The sequence below is a fragment of the uncultured Marinococcus sp. genome (assembly GCF_947493875.1).
Lineage (GTDB): Bacteria > Bacillota > Bacilli > Bacillales > Marinococcaceae > Marinococcus.
The window spans coordinates 305,931-322,453 of record NZ_CANLSU010000001.1 but is presented as its reverse complement, the minus strand read 5'-3'; the positions used below and the strand labels follow the sequence as shown (position 1 = coordinate 322,453).

The 16,523-nt window shown below is 45.4% G+C and carries 15 protein-coding genes; 7 read left to right on the top strand and 8 right to left on the bottom strand.

What is annotated here, in order from left to right; all coding sequences use genetic code 11:
- Positions 1-11 precede the first annotated feature (11 nt).
- The 6 genes from xylA to Q0757_RS01550 form a co-directional block, all read right to left on the bottom strand.
- A complete protein-coding gene (gene xylA, locus Q0757_RS01575) occupies positions 12-1,346 on the bottom strand; it encodes a xylose isomerase (protein WP_298784039.1) in 1,335 nt (444 codons plus the stop codon).
- A gap of 44 nt (positions 1,347-1,390) precedes the next feature.
- Complete coding sequence (locus Q0757_RS01570) at positions 1,391-2,212, bottom strand: carbohydrate ABC transporter permease (protein WP_298784037.1); 822 nt, start codon at positions 2,210-2,212, stop codon at positions 1,391-1,393.
- 19 nt (positions 2,213-2,231) lie between these two features.
- Positions 2,232-3,110, bottom strand: a complete 879-nt coding sequence (locus Q0757_RS01565) for a carbohydrate ABC transporter permease (protein WP_298784035.1) — start codon at positions 3,108-3,110, stop codon at positions 2,232-2,234.
- A 96-nt stretch (positions 3,111-3,206) separates the two neighbouring features.
- Positions 3,207-4,520: an extracellular solute-binding protein gene (locus Q0757_RS01560; RefSeq protein WP_298784033.1), complete on the bottom strand. Its 1,314-nt coding sequence runs from the start codon at positions 4,518-4,520 to the stop codon at positions 3,207-3,209.
- 64 nt (positions 4,521-4,584) lie between these two features.
- Complete coding sequence (locus Q0757_RS01555) at positions 4,585-5,178, bottom strand: YesL family protein (protein WP_298784032.1); 594 nt, start codon at positions 5,176-5,178, stop codon at positions 4,585-4,587.
- Between the two features lie 24 nt (positions 5,179-5,202).
- On the bottom strand, positions 5,203-6,375 hold the full coding sequence (locus tag Q0757_RS01550) for an ROK family transcriptional regulator (protein WP_298784030.1): 1,173 nt from the start codon (positions 6,373-6,375) through the stop codon (positions 5,203-5,205).
- Positions 6,376-6,623: 248 nt separating this feature from the next.
- Between Q0757_RS01550 and Q0757_RS01545 the strand changes: the two genes are divergently transcribed.
- Positions 6,624-8,234 carry a glycoside hydrolase family 43 protein gene (locus Q0757_RS01545; RefSeq protein ID WP_298784028.1) on the top strand — a complete coding sequence of 537 codons (1,611 nt, stop codon included), beginning with the start codon at positions 6,624-6,626 and terminating at the stop codon, positions 8,232-8,234.
- Between the two features lie 64 nt (positions 8,235-8,298).
- Here Q0757_RS01545 and xylE read toward each other — a convergent pair whose 3' ends face one another.
- Entirely contained in the window at positions 8,299-9,678 is a 1,380-nt protein-coding gene (gene xylE / locus Q0757_RS01540; protein ID WP_298784026.1) for a D-xylose transporter XylE, read from the bottom strand.
- A 225-nt stretch (positions 9,679-9,903) separates the two neighbouring features.
- Between xylE and Q0757_RS01535 the strand changes: the two genes are divergently transcribed.
- The 3 genes from Q0757_RS01535 to Q0757_RS01525 all read left to right on the top strand — a co-directional run bounded on the left by Q0757_RS01535 (position 9,904) and on the right by Q0757_RS01525 (position 11,211).
- Positions 9,904-10,350: a hypothetical protein gene (locus Q0757_RS01535; RefSeq protein WP_298784024.1), complete on the top strand. Its 447-nt coding sequence runs from the start codon at positions 9,904-9,906 to the stop codon at positions 10,348-10,350.
- Positions 10,351-10,495: 145 nt separating this feature from the next.
- Complete coding sequence (locus Q0757_RS01530) at positions 10,496-10,813, top strand: hypothetical protein (RefSeq protein ID WP_298784022.1); 318 nt, start codon at positions 10,496-10,498, stop codon at positions 10,811-10,813.
- A gap of 215 nt (positions 10,814-11,028) precedes the next feature.
- The gene (locus Q0757_RS01525) at positions 11,029-11,211 is read left to right on the top strand and encodes a hypothetical protein (RefSeq protein WP_298784021.1); all 183 of its coding nucleotides are present in this window, start codon (positions 11,029-11,031) and stop codon (positions 11,209-11,211) included.
- Positions 11,212-11,238: 27 nt separating this feature from the next.
- Here Q0757_RS01525 and Q0757_RS01520 read toward each other — a convergent pair whose 3' ends face one another.
- The gene (locus tag Q0757_RS01520; protein ID WP_298784019.1) at positions 11,239-11,931 is read right to left on the bottom strand and encodes a Na-translocating system protein MpsC family protein; all 693 of its coding nucleotides are present in this window, start codon (positions 11,929-11,931) and stop codon (positions 11,239-11,241) included.
- 308 nt (positions 11,932-12,239) lie between these two features.
- On the opposite strand from Q0757_RS01520, the gene fdhF reads away from it, so the two are divergent.
- The 3 genes from fdhF to Q0757_RS01505 all read left to right on the top strand — a co-directional run bounded on the left by fdhF (position 12,240) and on the right by Q0757_RS01505 (position 16,522).
- Complete coding sequence (gene fdhF / locus Q0757_RS01515) at positions 12,240-15,194, top strand: formate dehydrogenase subunit alpha (protein WP_298784017.1); 2,955 nt, start codon at positions 12,240-12,242, stop codon at positions 15,192-15,194.
- Complete coding sequence (locus Q0757_RS01510) at positions 15,194-15,730, top strand: DUF1641 domain-containing protein (protein WP_298784015.1); 537 nt, start codon at positions 15,194-15,196, stop codon at positions 15,728-15,730. Before fdhF ends, Q0757_RS01510 begins: the two co-directional genes overlap by 1 nt.
- A gap of 102 nt (positions 15,731-15,832) precedes the next feature.
- A complete protein-coding gene (locus tag Q0757_RS01505) occupies positions 15,833-16,522 on the top strand; it encodes a phosphatase PAP2 family protein (RefSeq protein WP_298784013.1) in 690 nt (229 codons plus the stop codon).
- The last annotated feature ends 1 nt before the right edge of the window (position 16,523 follow it).

The following is a 16,523-nucleotide window of genomic DNA, read 5'->3' as shown; positions in this document are numbered from 1 at the left end:
CACCTCTTTGCTTAAACTTTTACTTTGTTGTTTGCGTTTAAAATATACTGGTTCAGCTTTGCCTTAATAAGCTCCTGTTTACCCGACTGGTGCTCAATCGGCTCCTGGAGTTCAAGAGCATAGGCTTCAAGCTCTTTAAAGCTTGTTTTGCCGGCAAGAATGTCACTCCCCACGCCTTTGTCAAAGCTGCTGTAGCGTTCATCCACAATGTCTTCAAATACACGGTCTTCGATCAGCTGGGAGGCTGCCTTTAACCCATAGGCAAATGTGTCCATGCCCGCAATGTGCGCATGAAACAGATCTTCGGGCTTATGAGACGGGCGCCGCACCTTGGCATCAAAGTTTAAGCCGCCAGTACCGAGGCCGTCGTTTTTCAGGATTTCGTACATCGCAAGAGTCGCATCGTAAATATCAGTTGGGAACTCGTCGGTGTCCCAGCCGAGCAGCAGGTCGCCCTGGTTTGCATCCACCGAGCCAAGAATGCCCATTTCTCTTGCGTAGCGGAGCTCGTGTTCAAACGTATGGCCGGCAAGTGTGGCGTGGTTTGATTCGATGTTCATTTTAAAATGGCTGTCGAGATCATACTTTTGCAGGAATGCGTATGCTGTAGCAACATCAAAGTCGTACTGGTGCTTCATTGGTTCGCGCGGCTTTGGCTCAATCAGCATCTGCCCTTCAAAGCCTATCTCTTTCGCATAATCCACCGCCATATGATAGAAGCGTGCCAGGTTATCCATTTCGCGCTTCATATCGGTATTAAGCAGAGTCTCGTAGCCTTCCCGGCCACCCCAGAACACGTAGTTCTGTGCACCCAGCTCTTTAGCTACTTCAAGCTGCTTTTTTACTTTAGCCGCAGCATAGGCATAAACGTCTGCATTGTTTGTCGTCGCCGCCCCGTGCATAAACCGGCGGTCAACAAACATATTCGCCGTATTCCACAGAAGACCGATGCCGTGTTCCTTCATATTATCCTTCAGCATGGCAGTGATTGTATCAATATTTTGATAGGTTTCTTTTAAAGAATTACCTTCCGGAGCAATATCAATGTCATGAAACGCAAACCGGGTGATGCCCAGCTTATTCAAAAGCTCAAAGTTTGCCTCCACCCGTGCTTTCGCAAGATCCATGCCGCTGTATTTCTGATAGGAGCGCTCCATCGTCGGTCCGCCAAACGGATCCTCCCCGCCGAACGTATGTGTATGCCAGTAGGCTACTGAAAAGCGGAGCCATTCGTCCATCGATTTTCCCATGACGGTCGCGTCCTTGTCATAGTGCTTAAAAGAAAAGTCATTGGCCGAAGTGGCGCCCTCGAAATTGATAGTTGGTACGTTGTTAAATACAGTCATTATTCATCCTCCTAATTGTTAGTTAAAATCATTACTGCGTGGTATCAGCCTTTAACAGCACTTGAAGAGATGCCCTCCACCACTTTGTTGCTGAAAAACAGAAAAGCCAGAAGAACCGGGATGATACTGATAACAAGGGTCGCTCCGATAGAACCCCAGTCCGTCATATACTGCCCGATAAAGTTCTGGATTCCAACGGTCAGCGTTTTGTATTCATCCGAGCTGATAAAGGTATTCACAAATACAAATTCATTCCAGTTGTAGATCATGTTAATGATAACTGTCGTGGCCATTACCGGTGTTGTCATCGGCAGGATGATCGTAAAAAACAACCGGTTGATCGAAGAACCGTCCATCACTGCCGCTTCTTCAATTTCTCTTGGCAGAGTATAGTAGAAGCCAAGCAGAATCATAATCGTAATCGGCAGATTGTACGTGGTGTACGTGAGCACAATTGATAACGGATTATCGATCAAATTCACGCTGAGGAACATGCTGAACAAAGGAATCAGCGCGGAGTGAATAGGGATCATTAATCCAACCATAAACAGTCCCAGGACAAATTTATTCAGCTTCCAGTTCATGCGTGTAATCGCAAATGTTGCCATACTGGCAAAAAGTACTGTTAATATAATCGCAAGACCGGTAATCCAGACGCTGTTGAAGAAATACAGCCCTATACCACCCTGCCAGACGTTCAGGTAATTCCCCCACTGCGGATCACTCGGCAGCGCAAACGGGGAACCTGAAAAGATCTGGGCATTATCCTTAAGGGAAAACAATACCAGCCACAGCAGCGGAAAGATCTGAAACGCCGCTACCAGTGCCAAACATGTGTACAACAAAATATATCCAATTCGACCCATAACGTTCACCTCATTTCAACTAGTACTGAATATCTTCCTTGGATGCAGTTAATTTTCTGATGATGATTGTAACGACGAGTGTGATGATCAGCAGTAAAAAGCCGATGGCACTGCCGTAACCGAAGTTATTCGTACTAAAAGCAAGATCATACATGTACGATGCCATTACTTCACTCGAACCGCTGGGCCCGCCTCCGGTCATTACGTAGATCAGGTCGAAATATTTCAGCGACCCGACGATGGCCAGAACGATGGTTACTTTTACTACGCCCATGATTAATGGAAGTTTTATTTTGTAGGCAATCTGCAGTGGGTTCGCCCCATCGATTCTTGCGGATTCAATTAAGGATTCGGGAATATTTTTGAGTGCCGCATAGTATATAAGAATATAAAAGCCTGCATACTGCCAGAGAATCGGTATGAATATGGCGTAAAGTACGACGTCCGGGTTTGCCAGCCACGCTGGCGGATTTTCAATGCCGATACCGCGGAGAATCGTATTCAGGATACCGTTCGCCGGGTTGTATACTTTAATCCACAGCTGCGCGATTGCCACAGACGATAAAAGCATCGGAATCAAATAAATTTTTCTCAGTAAATCCGCGCCTTTGATTTTGGAAGCCAAAATCATGGATACCGCCAAGTAAATCACCAGGCTTAACGTTGAAAATAAAGCCAGCAGCAGAGAATGCCATGCGCTGTCCCAGAAAGCCCCGTCCTGAATAGCGTTAATGTAGTTTTCCATGCCAATAAAAGTCATTGAGCCGATACCGTTCCAGTCCATGAGACCGTAATAGCCGGTCAGAATGAGCGGAACTATAATAAGCACGGCAATGAGAAATAAAGCCGGGAATATGTAAAGCGTAATCATGAGTTTATTCGACATAACCTTATTCATTTCACTTGCCCCCAAGCTCTGCATTTACGTCCAGAATGCATTTGTGAATGATATAAAGGGCACGCCCGGCAGGAATGCCCCTTATTCATTTTATATTTATTCGTCTTCTTCTATTGCTTCGTCGTGCATTTCAGCGAATTCCTCCGGCGTAATTTCTTCACCGAATAATGACTGAATTGCTGTCAGGTGAGTCTCGGCAACATCCGGGCTCATCTGCACATCCGCAAACAACGTCAGGTTGTCAGCGTTGTTTAAATCATCCAGTACTTCGAGGTACATATCCGGAAGTTCCACGTTATCTGTGTTTACTTTCGTAGCTGGGATAACACCCGCATCGCTTACGGATTTTTCGCCCCACTCTTCAGAGAAGTACTTGACAAAGTCTTTCGACTCTTCTTTTACATCAGACTCTTCAGAAACAAACAGCCCAACACCAGGTCCGCCTACATAACTGTTCTGGTTGCCTTTACCTTCCACAGTCGGGAAGTCGAAGTAGTCAACTGCATCCCGGAAATCCTGCGAAACGCTTTCGTCCGTTGTATAGTTTGGAAGATCCCATGTAGCAATTAAATACATTGCTGCCTGTTCACTCATAAACATGCTTTTTGCTTCCTGATCGGAAAGACCGTTAAATCCTTGAGTGAAAGCTCCGCTTGCAGCCAGGTTCTGTGTTTTTTCTGCCGCATTTACCAACGGTTCTTCCGTAAAGGATGCTTCACCGTTAATTGCTTTGTTTAATAGGTTGTCTTCACCAAGCCGGTCTGCCATATACATATACCATAGTGAACCGGTCCATCTGTCCTGGTTTCCTAATGCAATCGGAGCCACGTCGTTTTCCTGAAGCGTGCTTACAATTTCTTCAAGCTCTTCGTATGTTTCCGGCTCTTCTAAATTATATTCATCAAATATCGCACTGTTATAGAAAACCTGGGCTACGTTCAGTTCCAGCGGCAGTCCGTAAGTACTTCCATCCATTTCGTATGCTTCCGTCGTGCCTTCCACATATGAATCCCGCAGGCCGTCTTGGTCAAGTACATCATCAAGCGGCGCAAACATTTCACCGTCAACGTAAGGCTCGAGGAATCCGCCCGGCCAGGTCATGCCTACATCCGGCAGTTCACCTGATGTAGAAGTTACCTGCAGCTTTTCCTTGTACTGTTCGTTACTCAGCACTTCTAGCTCCACTTTAGTATTCGGATTCTGCTCTTCATAATCAGCTATGATGTCGTTTACAATATCGTAATGGTCCTTCGAGCTTCCTTCCGGCCATAAATGCATGAATTCAATCGTTTTTTGTTCTCCGTCCCCACCGCCATCGCCAGACCCCGAAGATTCTGAGTTACAGCCTGTCATTACCATCGCTGTTGCACACCCTGCCGCCAAAAACGTAACCGCTTTCATCTTTTTCATTATTTCCTCCCCCTTTTCTTAATATTAAGTTAACACCCTCTACATAATTTGTCCAGTAAACAAACTAAGTTTTTATAATTTTTTTGAAAATATTTTTATTGACGACTGTGGCAACAAATGCTGTAGCGCTTATTCCAAATATAAAGCCCAGTGCCGGCACCATGTAAAAAATAATTCCCAGAAGCAATAAACTCAATGTTAAAAAGAATAAGTGAACAGGATGAGTCAGCATAATAAAAAACGCATTCTTGAAAACATTTCTTAGTTTATCGTCAAAATGAGCAAAGGATGGAAAAAGAAACAAAAGAAAAATAAACACAAACAGGATATACACAAACAACGGTATGTGAAGCCAGTTCAGCGTGTCACTTGCTGCAATGAACTGAATATCAAGAACAGCAAGAATGAATAAAAAAAGGACAACGGCTCCCAGCTTATTAGACTGGATAAATTCCCGTTTGTACACTCCCCAGAAATAGGAAAAAACAGGCAGATCCTTTTCTCCGCTGACCCATTTGCGCACTACTGCAAACAAAGCGTTTGTCGCCGGGAATACCCCTGCAGCCACAGCACCCATCAGCGTAAAAAACACCCAGAGCACCTGAACGTACGCGAAATTCATCACCCATGTCAACGCCTGATAAATTTTACTGTTCACTTTCGAACAGCCCCCTTTCTATACTTATACAACTGTTACTCTGCTGGTTGAAAAAAATGTTTCAATCGAAAAAGCCGCAGATCCCAGCGCACAGGAATATATACTGTTTTCAGAGAAGGAGAGTGTGAACGAATCCCGGAATTCTTCATGCAGGCGCTGCTGAAACACTCTTTCGATAGGATTGCGAAGCCACTGCTCCAATTCTGCAAAGCGGTTTCCTATAATGATTTTTTCCGGGTTAAATATGTTAATGAGATTCGTCAATCCTATGCCAATATATTCCCCCACCTGGTCAAAGGCGTTTAGCACCTCCAGGTTTCTTTCCTTTGCTTTTGCGATAAGACAGTCGATCGTCACTTCCTCCTGACCCGAAAAGAGATGTGCTGTTTTTTCCACCATAGCGCCTTCCGAGCTGTAAAGCTCCCAGCAGCCTTTATTGCCGCACCGGCATTTTCTCCCGTTTGGTTCAATGGTGAAATGTCCGACTTCCCCGGAGATGCCGCTTCCGCCCTTATACAATTGGTCATTAATAAAAATGCCTGCACCGACACCAATGCCAATACTTACATAGATAAAGTTCGAAACGCCCTGTCCGGCCCCGTACCTTTTTTCGCCGTGTGAACCAGCCTTTGCTTCATTTTCAATAAATACCGGCAATTCGTATCTTCTTTCCAGGTGCTGTTTTAAATGCACATTTTTCCACTCCAGGTTCGGCGCGAATAAAATGGTGCCTTCATTGTCGATCAGCCCTGGCACCCCGACACCGATACCCACTATGCCATAGGCACTTTTCGGCGCCTGATCCATAAGGTCTTCAATGACTTCCTCCACCTTATTAAATACAGCTCCTTCATCAATAGACAGCAGCGGCTCGTTAATTTTAGCAACGATCGCCCCCTGCAGGTCTGTCAGTATACCAAGAACATAATTTACTCCAAGATCAATCCCAATAGCATAGCCGGCTTTATTATTAAAAAAAAGCATGGTCGGCTTTCTTCCTCCATTGGAAAGCCCAGCCCCCATTTCCTCCACGAGTCTGCCCTCCAGCAGATCAGCCACCAAACTTGAAACTGTAGCTTTATTCAGCCCGGTATCTTTTGAAATCTGCGCCCTTGAAATCGGGCTTTTCTGCTGAACGGTCGTCAGCACGATTGATTTATTTATTTGCTTTACCAGGGTTTGGTCTCCCGTGCGCATATTATCTTCTCCTACTTCTTCAATTTTGGTCGGTTTACGTACATAATAGCATACATTTTCTTTTGATCATCATATAGTTTTTTGATTAAACAAAGTTAATAGTATTTATATGCAATAATTTATGCTTTCATCCATATTTTTGCTTAAAACAAATTGACAGTTGAGCAGAGTCAGGAATTAAGTTATATTTAGTTTATTGCTTATACAATCTTTTTTGAAAGCGTTACCAAATTAAGGAGGATACTACCATGAATGATCAAATCACCAATCCAATTTTAACTGGTTTTAACCCTGACCCGAGTATTTGCAGGGCCGGAGAACATTATTATATTGCCACCTCCACGTTTGAATGGTTCCCCGGGGTGCAGATCCATCATTCCAAGGATTTAAAAAATTGGGAGGCTGTTAAGCATCCTCTTGAACGGACTTCGCAGCTTAATATGGCAGGCAATCCGGATTCGGGCGGCGTCTGGGCACCCGCACTTTCCTGGCATGATAACCAGTTCTGGCTGATCTATTCCGATATTAAACAAATCGACGGTATCTGGAAGGATGGCCATAATTACCTCGTGACCTGCGATACGATTGACGGCGAATGGAGCGACCCTGTGTATTTGAACAGCTCCGGTTTTGACCCTTCCCTTTACCATGACGACGACGGCAGAAAATATCTGCTGAATATGGTCTGGGATTACCGGCCGGGCAATCACCGCTTTTACGGTATCGCTCTGCAGGAATACGACGCCGAAGCAGAAGCTTTGATCGGTGAACGGCAGATCATTTTCACCGGTACTGATATCAAGCTGACCGAGGGGCCGCATATTTACAAAATAAATGGGTGGTATTACCTGCTTACTGCAGAAGGCGGCACTACCTTTGACCACGCAGCTACCATCGCACGCTCCAGATCATTATTCGGCCCTTACGAAGTTCATCCGGAAAATCCGTTTATTACGTCCTGGCCCTATCCGAGAAATCCTCTGCAAAAAGCTGGGCACGGCTCTCTTGTAGAAACACAGCACGGCGAATGGTATTTTGTGCATCTTACCGGCAGACCATTAAAAGAAGAGCAAAAGCCTTTATTGGATCCGCGGGGCTTCTGCCCGCTTGGAAGAGAAACTGCTATTCAAAAGGTTTATTGGGAAGAGGAATGGCCTTACATAGCCGGCGGCAACGAGCCCTCGCTGTATGTGGAGGGCCCTGGTCTTTCGACGGAGCCCCAGCATTTACCATCCCCTGTATACAGTCATTTTAACACTGGCGATCTGGATAAAAGCTTCCAGACACTGCGGATCCCTTTAGGGGAAAATACTTTATCGTTTAAAGACCGTCCAGGCTATTTACGACTGTACGGCAAAGACTCTCTGACATCTAAATTCACCCAGGCGTTTGTAGCCAGAAGATGGCAGCATTTTTATTTTGATGCTGAGACGGCTATTCAATTTGACCCGGATCATTTCCAGCAGTCCGCAGGCATGGTCTGCTACTACAATACGCAAAACTGGGTTTATTTTCACGTGACCCACGACGAGAATAAAGGAAGAATTTTAACCCTTCTTACTAATGACCATTTTCAATTTGACACCCCTCTTCAAGGCAGCGATATTGAGATTGGCCAGGATATAGAAACGATTTACCTTAAGGTATCTGTGCGCATGGACCAGTACTGGTTTTCCTACTCCTTTGACGGCAGCACATGGACTGCGGTGGATATTTCTTTTCCTTCCGCTAAACTTTCAGATGACCATATCCAGGGCGATGGCTTCTTCACAGGCGCTTTTGTCGGTATGCAGTGCCAGGACAGTTTTTCTTCCAAGGCTGCAGATTTTGAATATTTTCATTATGTTCCTAAAGAATAGTACGAAGCATAACATTAAGGAGACCCGGCTGCACAAATGCAGCCGGGTCTCCTTTTTTATCACTTTACTTTTTTAATCCCATCTCAATCTCTTCAAGTGTTTTTCCTTTTGTTTCAGGTACAAACTTCCATACAAACAGAGCGGACAATATACTCATGAGACCGTAAAATCCGTACGTTAATCCACCGCTGAACTCGATCATGGCTGGATACGTAGAAGAAATAAAATAGTTTGCGGCCCACTGGGCTGCCACCGCAATAGCGAGAGCCTGACCGCGGATTTTGTTTGGAAATATTTCAGATAAAAGCACCCATACCACCGGTCCCCAGGACATCATGAAGGAAGCCGTATAGATGATAATAAATACAAGTGTTGATATACCGATCGTGCCGGTAAAAGCGAGAGCCGAAACACCGAACATACCTATAGTCATTCCAATAGAACCGATAATAAGCAGCGGTTTCCGTCCGAACTTATCTACCGTCATAATCGCAATGGCTGTAAATATTAAGTTGACCGCTCCCATAATAATGGTCTGAAATAACGAAGCGTCTCTCCCGGCCCCCATGCTTTCAAATATTCTCGGGGCATAATACAGAGCAACGTTAATACCGACAAACTGCTGAAAAATCGACAAAAGGATACCTATAATAATAATCAATTTTCCGTAGGCAAACAGCTTTTCTTTTCCTTTATCAAATGATTGATTAATCTCATAAAATGTAGCTTTGGCCATTGTCTGGTCATAAATTTTTGTTAAAGTCTTCATAGCCTTGTCATCCCGATTTTTGGAAACCAAATACCGCGGCGTCTCCGGCACCATAAACATAAAAATCAAAAACAGAGCAGCTGGTATGGCTTCTGAGGCAAACATGTACCTCCAGCCAAGCGCATCGACCCATTCCGCTGTTTGTCCGCGGGCAATGCCCCAGTTGACAAAGTACACGACGAACTGGCCGAAAATAATCGCAAACTGGTTAAGGGATACGAGCCTTCCCCGAATGTTGGGCGGGGCCATTTCACCAATATACATCGGTGCGACCGCCGAGGCCAGTCCCACTCCGACACCTCCGATAATCCGATAAATATTAAATACAACTAAAAGGGCAACAGAAGGGTCTCCGGCTTCAAAAAATAATACCTCCGGGTAAGCTGAACCCAATGCGGAAAGAAGAAACAGCACCGCTGCTATAATCAATGTAAACTTTCTCCCTATCCGGTTGGCAAAAAACCCTGAAATCAACCCGCCGATAATACACCCTATAAGAGCACTGGAGACCGTCAGACCGTGAATAAGCGGACTCAGATTCAGACTGTCGGCAAAGTAGGTCTGCAGCGACCCCTCCGCCCCGGAAATTACAGCCGTATCATAACCAAACAACAAGCCGCCAAGTGTAGCTACCATGGTAACTAATACTACATAAATCGTTCGTTTAGAATTCATATACGCGAGTAGCTCTACTACTCTTCCCTCCTTTATGTAAGCGATCACAAACCAGATTAACATTCTTTGTTTGTTTAATCAATAAACTTAATTGTCAAAAAAGTATTATATGATTGTTCTCATTTGGACGAATTAAAAATCTTTTTTGAACTAAAAAAGACGTTCCTTTAAAGGCGTATTCGGGAATAAGAATACACAGTCAGTATTATGAGGAGGAAATCAATAGTGAGTCTTTTTTCATCTATTAAAAAACGTGTGACCGATGCGAAAGAAAACGGAGTAACCATTCCAGTAACGGAAAAAATGTTTTTGAAGGTGCTTCAGGTTAAAAAAATGGATAACGTGGACATTTCCGCGGTTCATATTCAGGACCAGGTCCTGCGTATTGAAGGCGTAAAAAATGACAGCAGCCAGAGCCGATTCAGCATGCTGCTTGAACCTTCCCACGCTTCAGAGCGGACCCTTTACTTTACGTTAAAGTCCATTTCCCCTCTGGAAGCGGACGACGTGTTCAGGGAAATCTTTGACCGCCCGCCTTATTTCTCTGTTCAGGACCAGCAGGCGGGCTTTCACCTGGAAGTATTTGAGCCTATGAAAAAAGTCCCTTACGGAAAAATAGACTCCTACTACTTTGAGCAGAACAAATTAAAAGTCGTCATGAAATGGAAATAAAACCGCTTGGTATTGATTTAAAAAATAAATTGAAATTCACTTTCTCTCCAGCATTTTTACTCCCGGCTTCGGCCGGGAGTTTTTTTAAGTAGAAATTACCTAGTTTTTCATGCATAATAAAAGAAAAATGAATGGGGAGAATTTCATGGAATATCAAGCAGCTTCCTTTGGCCGGTATCGTGTTCTCCAGAATGGTTCCATTGAAGTTATCGCAGACATCACAAACCGCTCTGAACACCCGCGTTGGGAGAATATGTGGTATTTATCGGAAACAAAGAGGATCTGCCGGGAGTTGGAGACGCTTGGAATCATCTCGGAATGCGACAGCTTTGAAATTGTCGACCGCAACCAGTTTAAGATCTTTTGGAAAAAAGACCGTATTGCCTGGGGCTACATTGATGAAGGCGAAACATCTTACCGGCTTAGGTTTACCGGGTTAGTCGATACCCCAGCCACCGAGTAGCAGTACTACCTGTTTTTGTTATGGTTGCAATTAAGAGCCATATCATTTACGGTATACATACAAAGCAATTACTTAAGAGCAACTAAATACATGGTGGAAATGGATAGACAATGGCGCTATTTCCCATAAGCCAAAAAGATACACGAGGTACCTGCCTCCTGTTTATCTTTTTGGCTTTTTTATTTGTCTTTTATGAAAGGAGAACTCTTTAATTTATGAAATTTTTAATTGATCACGATGGACAGAAAATCCATAAATCCGTATTTGTTAACGACCGCTGCATGGCCAGCAGCAAGCCGTCCGCTTGGGAAAGTCTTGTGGAAGAAGCTGCCCTGCAGTCATTCACTCAAAAAAACTATTCTTACTGTGTACACTGTTTTCAGGCCTACGCCGGCTGAAGCTGTGGACCAGGATATTATTTCCTTTTAGCCGGATCCGCTCATAATAAAGACAATAACGCTGCGGTCCCGTTCAAAGTCCCAGTCAACAAACACATCAGCAATATTTATCCCGGCAATAGAGGTAAACGACTTCCCTTCTATTAACAGCCGTTTTTCCAGCTTGCGTTTAGTTACCTTCAGCTGCTCTTCATATCCCTGCTCCACTAGCTCTTTTTCGATATTAATCATCAGTCCTTCCCGGATCACGAGAACAGTCTTATTGTTTAACATTCCTGAAAAGACTTTATCCGGTTCCTTTTCCGCTTCTGCAGTGACCTGCCGCACCCGCTCTTCCAGCTTCTTTTTACCGGCGTATTCTTTAAAAGGGTCTTCGCCGTCATACGCATTTTCATCAATCCCCACAAAAATACTCGATTCCTTATTAAAATCGCTGTCGTGGTAAAAGTTTTTAAATTCCTGACCGGTGACCGACTGCACGTATCCGTTAATCTCCGGAACAATTTTGTGCATCATGCTTTCACGCAGACGAAAAACAGCCTGTTCACCCTCCTGTTCAAGAATGACCCGCTCCATCGGGCTTAGAAAATGCCGGAGGTAAATTGTAATGAACGGTCCCTGCATTACAACGTGGGCTGCTTCCGGTCCTTTGCCAAACCTTTCCCGCAGCAGTCTGCCGGCAAAGCTCGCGATATCTTTTTCATTTTCTGTTGGTCTCATTTTATCAATGTCCTTTGATTGAATTATCATTCACATATTTGCTATCCAAAAGCATTATAATCTAGTTTTGATGTAATCACAAATACCACCAGGGTCACTAGATATGGCTGATAATTATTAAAATATAGTTTTAAATTCCTAATTTCGTGGAAACGTGGAAGTAAACCTTTATTATTTTTTACATTTTTCTATATTATACCTAGAATAAAGGTGCACTCCCTTGACTCTTACATAAGCGAGTGCTGCATTCATCCGTTGTCTACTACTTCTTTATTCCTTTAGCCCAACTTTATTTCCAAAATGGAAGGATGATTATTTTGTCGATTATTCGAGTAACGATGAATGGCACTGAGCGCAAAGTATCGGATGACTCCACAATCCTGGACTACACGCGCGGTACTAATGAGGAAGTGCCGAATGTCTGTTATCACCCGAGCCTGGGTGCGATCGAAACCTGTGACACCTGTATGGTGAAGGTGAACGGAGAAATTGTTCGTGCCTGTTCCACCGAATTTAAAGAAGATGATGTCATTGAAACACTTACTCCTGATGTCGATCAGGCGCAGAAAATTGCGATGGACCGGATTCTGCATAATCACGAGCTGTACTGTACCGTCTGTGATTACAATAACGGCGGCTGTGAAATCCATAACACGGTGGAAGCGATGCGTGTCGAACACCAGAGCGTTCCTTTTGAAACAAAGCCGTATGAAAAAGACTATACGAACCCGCACTATCGCTACGACCCTGATCAGTGCATCCTCTGCGGACGCTGTGTGGAAGCCTGTCAGGACGTCCAGGTGACCGAGACCCTTTCCATCGATTGGGAACGTGAACGTCCCCGCGTTATATGGGACAACGATGTTCCTATCGGCGAATCCTCCTGTGTCTCCTGTGGTCACTGCTCGACCGTATGCCCATGTAACGCTTTAATTGAAACAAACATGGAAGGTGAAGCCGGCTACATGACTGGCCTGAAAGAAGATACCCTCCGTCCGATGATTGACATCACCAAGGACGTTGAAACCGGCTACAGCTCGATTCTGGCTCTATCCAATATGGAGTCCAAAATGCGTGACGACCGTATTGAAAAAACGAAAACAGTTTGTACTTATTGCGGCGTCGGCTGCAGCTTTGACGTGTGGACGAAGGATCGCGAAATCCTGAAAATTGAGCCGCAGGCAGAAGCACCGGCAAACGGTATTTCCACCTGTGTGAAGGGCAAATTCGGCTGGGACTTTGTGAACAGCGAAGAACGCCTTCAGAATCCACTCGTCCGGGAAAACGGCCAGTTTGTCGAAACTACGTGGGAGAATGCTTTAGATGTTATTCAGAAAAACTTTACTTCCATTAAGGAAGAGAGCGGCAACGATGCTCTTGCGTTTATCAGCTCTTCCAAAACGACGAACGAAGAATCCTATCTTATGCAGAAGCTCTCCCGTTCCGTAATGGGAACAAACAATATTGATAACTGCTCCCGTTATTGTCAGACTCCTGCGACTCAGGGACTCTTCCGTACAGTGGGATACGGCGGTGACACCGGCACAATAGAGGATATTAAAAACGCGGAGCTTATTATTACCGTCGGGACAAACACATCAGAATCCCACCCGGTTCTTGCCACTCGTATTAAAAGCTCCCATAAGCTGCGCAACCAGAAGCTGATCGTCTCTGACATCAGAAAGCACGAAATGGCAGAGCGCTCGGACATGTTTATCCAGCCGAAGCCGGGCTCGGATCTTGTATGGCTGAACGCAGTAGCGAAATACATTATCGACCAGGGCTGGGAGGATACAGAGTTTATTAATAAACGCGTGGACTACTACGACGATTTTGTTAAAGAACTCGAAATGTACACCATCGATTACGCTGTGGAACAGACTGGGCTTTCCCGTGAGGAACTGATTGGCATTGCCGAAAGCATTCACGAAGCTGATACTACCTGTGCCCTATGGGCGATGGGCGTCACCCAACACTCCGGTGGTGCGGATACAAGTACAGCCATATCGAACCTGCTCCTTGTCTCCGGCAACTACGGCCGTCACGGCACTGGTGCCTATCCGCTTCGCGGACATAATAATGTCCAGGGTGCGACAGACTTCGGAAGTGCGCCGAATCTTCTTCCTGGCTATCAGTCTGTGGAAGATGAAGAAATCCGCCGCAAATTTGAACAGGGCTGGAACACAGAGCTTTCCGGGGAAGTCGGTATGACGAACCACGAAATGGTTGATGCAATGCACGAAGGCCGCCTCCGGAGCCTGTATTTAAAAGGCGAAGAGATGGCGCTTGTGGACTCCAACATTAACTACGTACAGCAGGGCTTTGAAAAGCTTGATTTCTTCGTGGTCCAGGACATTTTCTTATCCGAGACTGCCAAATTTGCTGACGTCGTGCTCCCAGCGAGCCCAAGCCTGGAAAAAGACGGTACGTTTGTAAACACTGAGCGCCGCATTCAGCGTTTGTACAAAGCACTTGACCCACTCGGTAACTCTAAGCCGGACTGGGAGATTCTTCAGCTTGTGGCCAACCGTATGGGCGCGGACTGGGACTACAGCCACCCATCGGAAATCATGGCAGAAGCAGCTTCACTCTGCCCATTCTTCGAAGGAGTTTCCTACGAACGGCTTGAAGGATATGACTCTCTGGTATGGCCTGTGACAAAAGAAGGGCAGGACGAGCCGCTTCTTTACGAATCCCGTTTCCAGTTCCCGAATGGAAAAGCTAGATTCTATCCGGTCCATTGGACAGAGCCTCAGACCTTTGGCGAACAGTACGACCTGCACGTGAACAACGGTCGGATGCTTGAGCACTTCCACGAAGGCAATATGACGTATAAAACGGAAGGCATCACGCTAAAAACACCAGACAACTTTGTCGAGATTTCTCCGGAGCTCGCTGAAGAACGGGGACTTGAAAGCGGAGCACTTGTAAGATTGAAATCACCATACGGGGCGCTGCGCATCCAGGCGCTTGTTACTGACCGTGTGAAAGAAAAACAGCTCTACATTCCAATGAATAATTCCGGCGAATCAGCAATCAACCGCCTTACGAGCAGCGAAGCGGATAAGGACACGGATACACCGGCCTACAAAGAAACACAGGTATTCATGGAAATACTAAGCACGGACGGCGAAGCACCGATGCCGAAAAACAATTTCCGTTACGGAAACCCTAATCCACAGAACGGCGTGGAAGTTGAACGCAAATGGAAACGTAACGATTACATCTTCCCTGGTGACATGGTGAGAAAGGAGAACCGCTAATGGCTGAGCGTATAACTCATATCGAAAAGCTGCAATTCTCCGAGGAAGAAATCAAACAGCGGGACATGGAAGAACTCCAGTCCCAGCTGCTTGATAACAAAGAAAGTCTGGAAAAGATGATGCGCACCGCAAACCTTCTTGATGAATCCGGCCTGCTTGATATGGCCAACGGCCTTCTCAGCGAAGGCGATAAGGTGTTAAATGTCGCGGTAAATGCGATGAACACCGAAGGCAGCACTAATATGATCAAAAACCTGCTTCTTCTCGCAGGTGAAGCCGGCAAACTCGATATCGAAAGCATGCAGCCGCTCCTGTTGAAATTAAATAAAGGACTTGAGCGTGTAGCGAAGATGGAAGAAGAAAAAGAGCAGGAAAAACAAAACGTTAATATTTTCCAATTGCTAAAACTTCTCCGGGACCCGGAAGTAAATCATACGCTATCACTCGGCATTGCTTTTATGCGCGGCATGGGCGAAACCGGCAAACCCGAAATGGAAAGAGAACAGCAGGACCGGAAACCAGACACCAAGGTTTAACCGAAATACAAAAACCAGGCTGCGCCGCGCAGCCTGGTTTTTGTTTGAAAGTATACTTCTTCAGGGAATAGATTTGAAAATAAACTAAGGGAGCAAATGTCATTGTCTTTCAAGGATCTTCAACTGGCCGATGTTCCAAAAAGTTCGTGGATACTTATCATTGCCGGCCTGCTCACGCTGTTTACGACAGCTTTTCTATTTTTGGAGATGGGTGAAGAAGTACTCGAACAGGAAACGTTTAGGATCGACCAAACAGCTCAAAATATTGTGTCAGCGCTCAACACTGATATCCTGCAGTTTATAATGGGATTGATTACTGAGGGCGGATCGGTAACCTGGCTGACAGCCGGTGCCGCAATTACCACAATCTATCTGTTGTTTTTTTCATCTTTCAGCAGATGGACTGCTGTATATTTTGCCGTAAATATGATCGGCATCAGTATCATCACCACTGTTTTAAAAAACTTTTTCTCCCGGCAGCGCCCGGAAGTGCTCGCAGCCTATGACGGGACCGGGTACAGCTTTCCAAGTGGTCATTCTACAGGCGCTGTTACCTTTTACGGTTTTCTCGCCTATCTCGTTATCCGAAGTACAATGGCGACTGTATGGAAATGGGTATTCGGAGTATTGCTGTCGCTCGCTGCTCTTCTTGTCGCTGTCAGCCGTATGTTCCTGGATGTTCATTACTTTACGGACGTACTCGCAGGCATTTCAGCCGGCTTATTTTGGCTGCTCATCTGCATCATCGCCCTCGAGCTTACGCTTTGGAACAAACACCGCCGACAGACCTAAA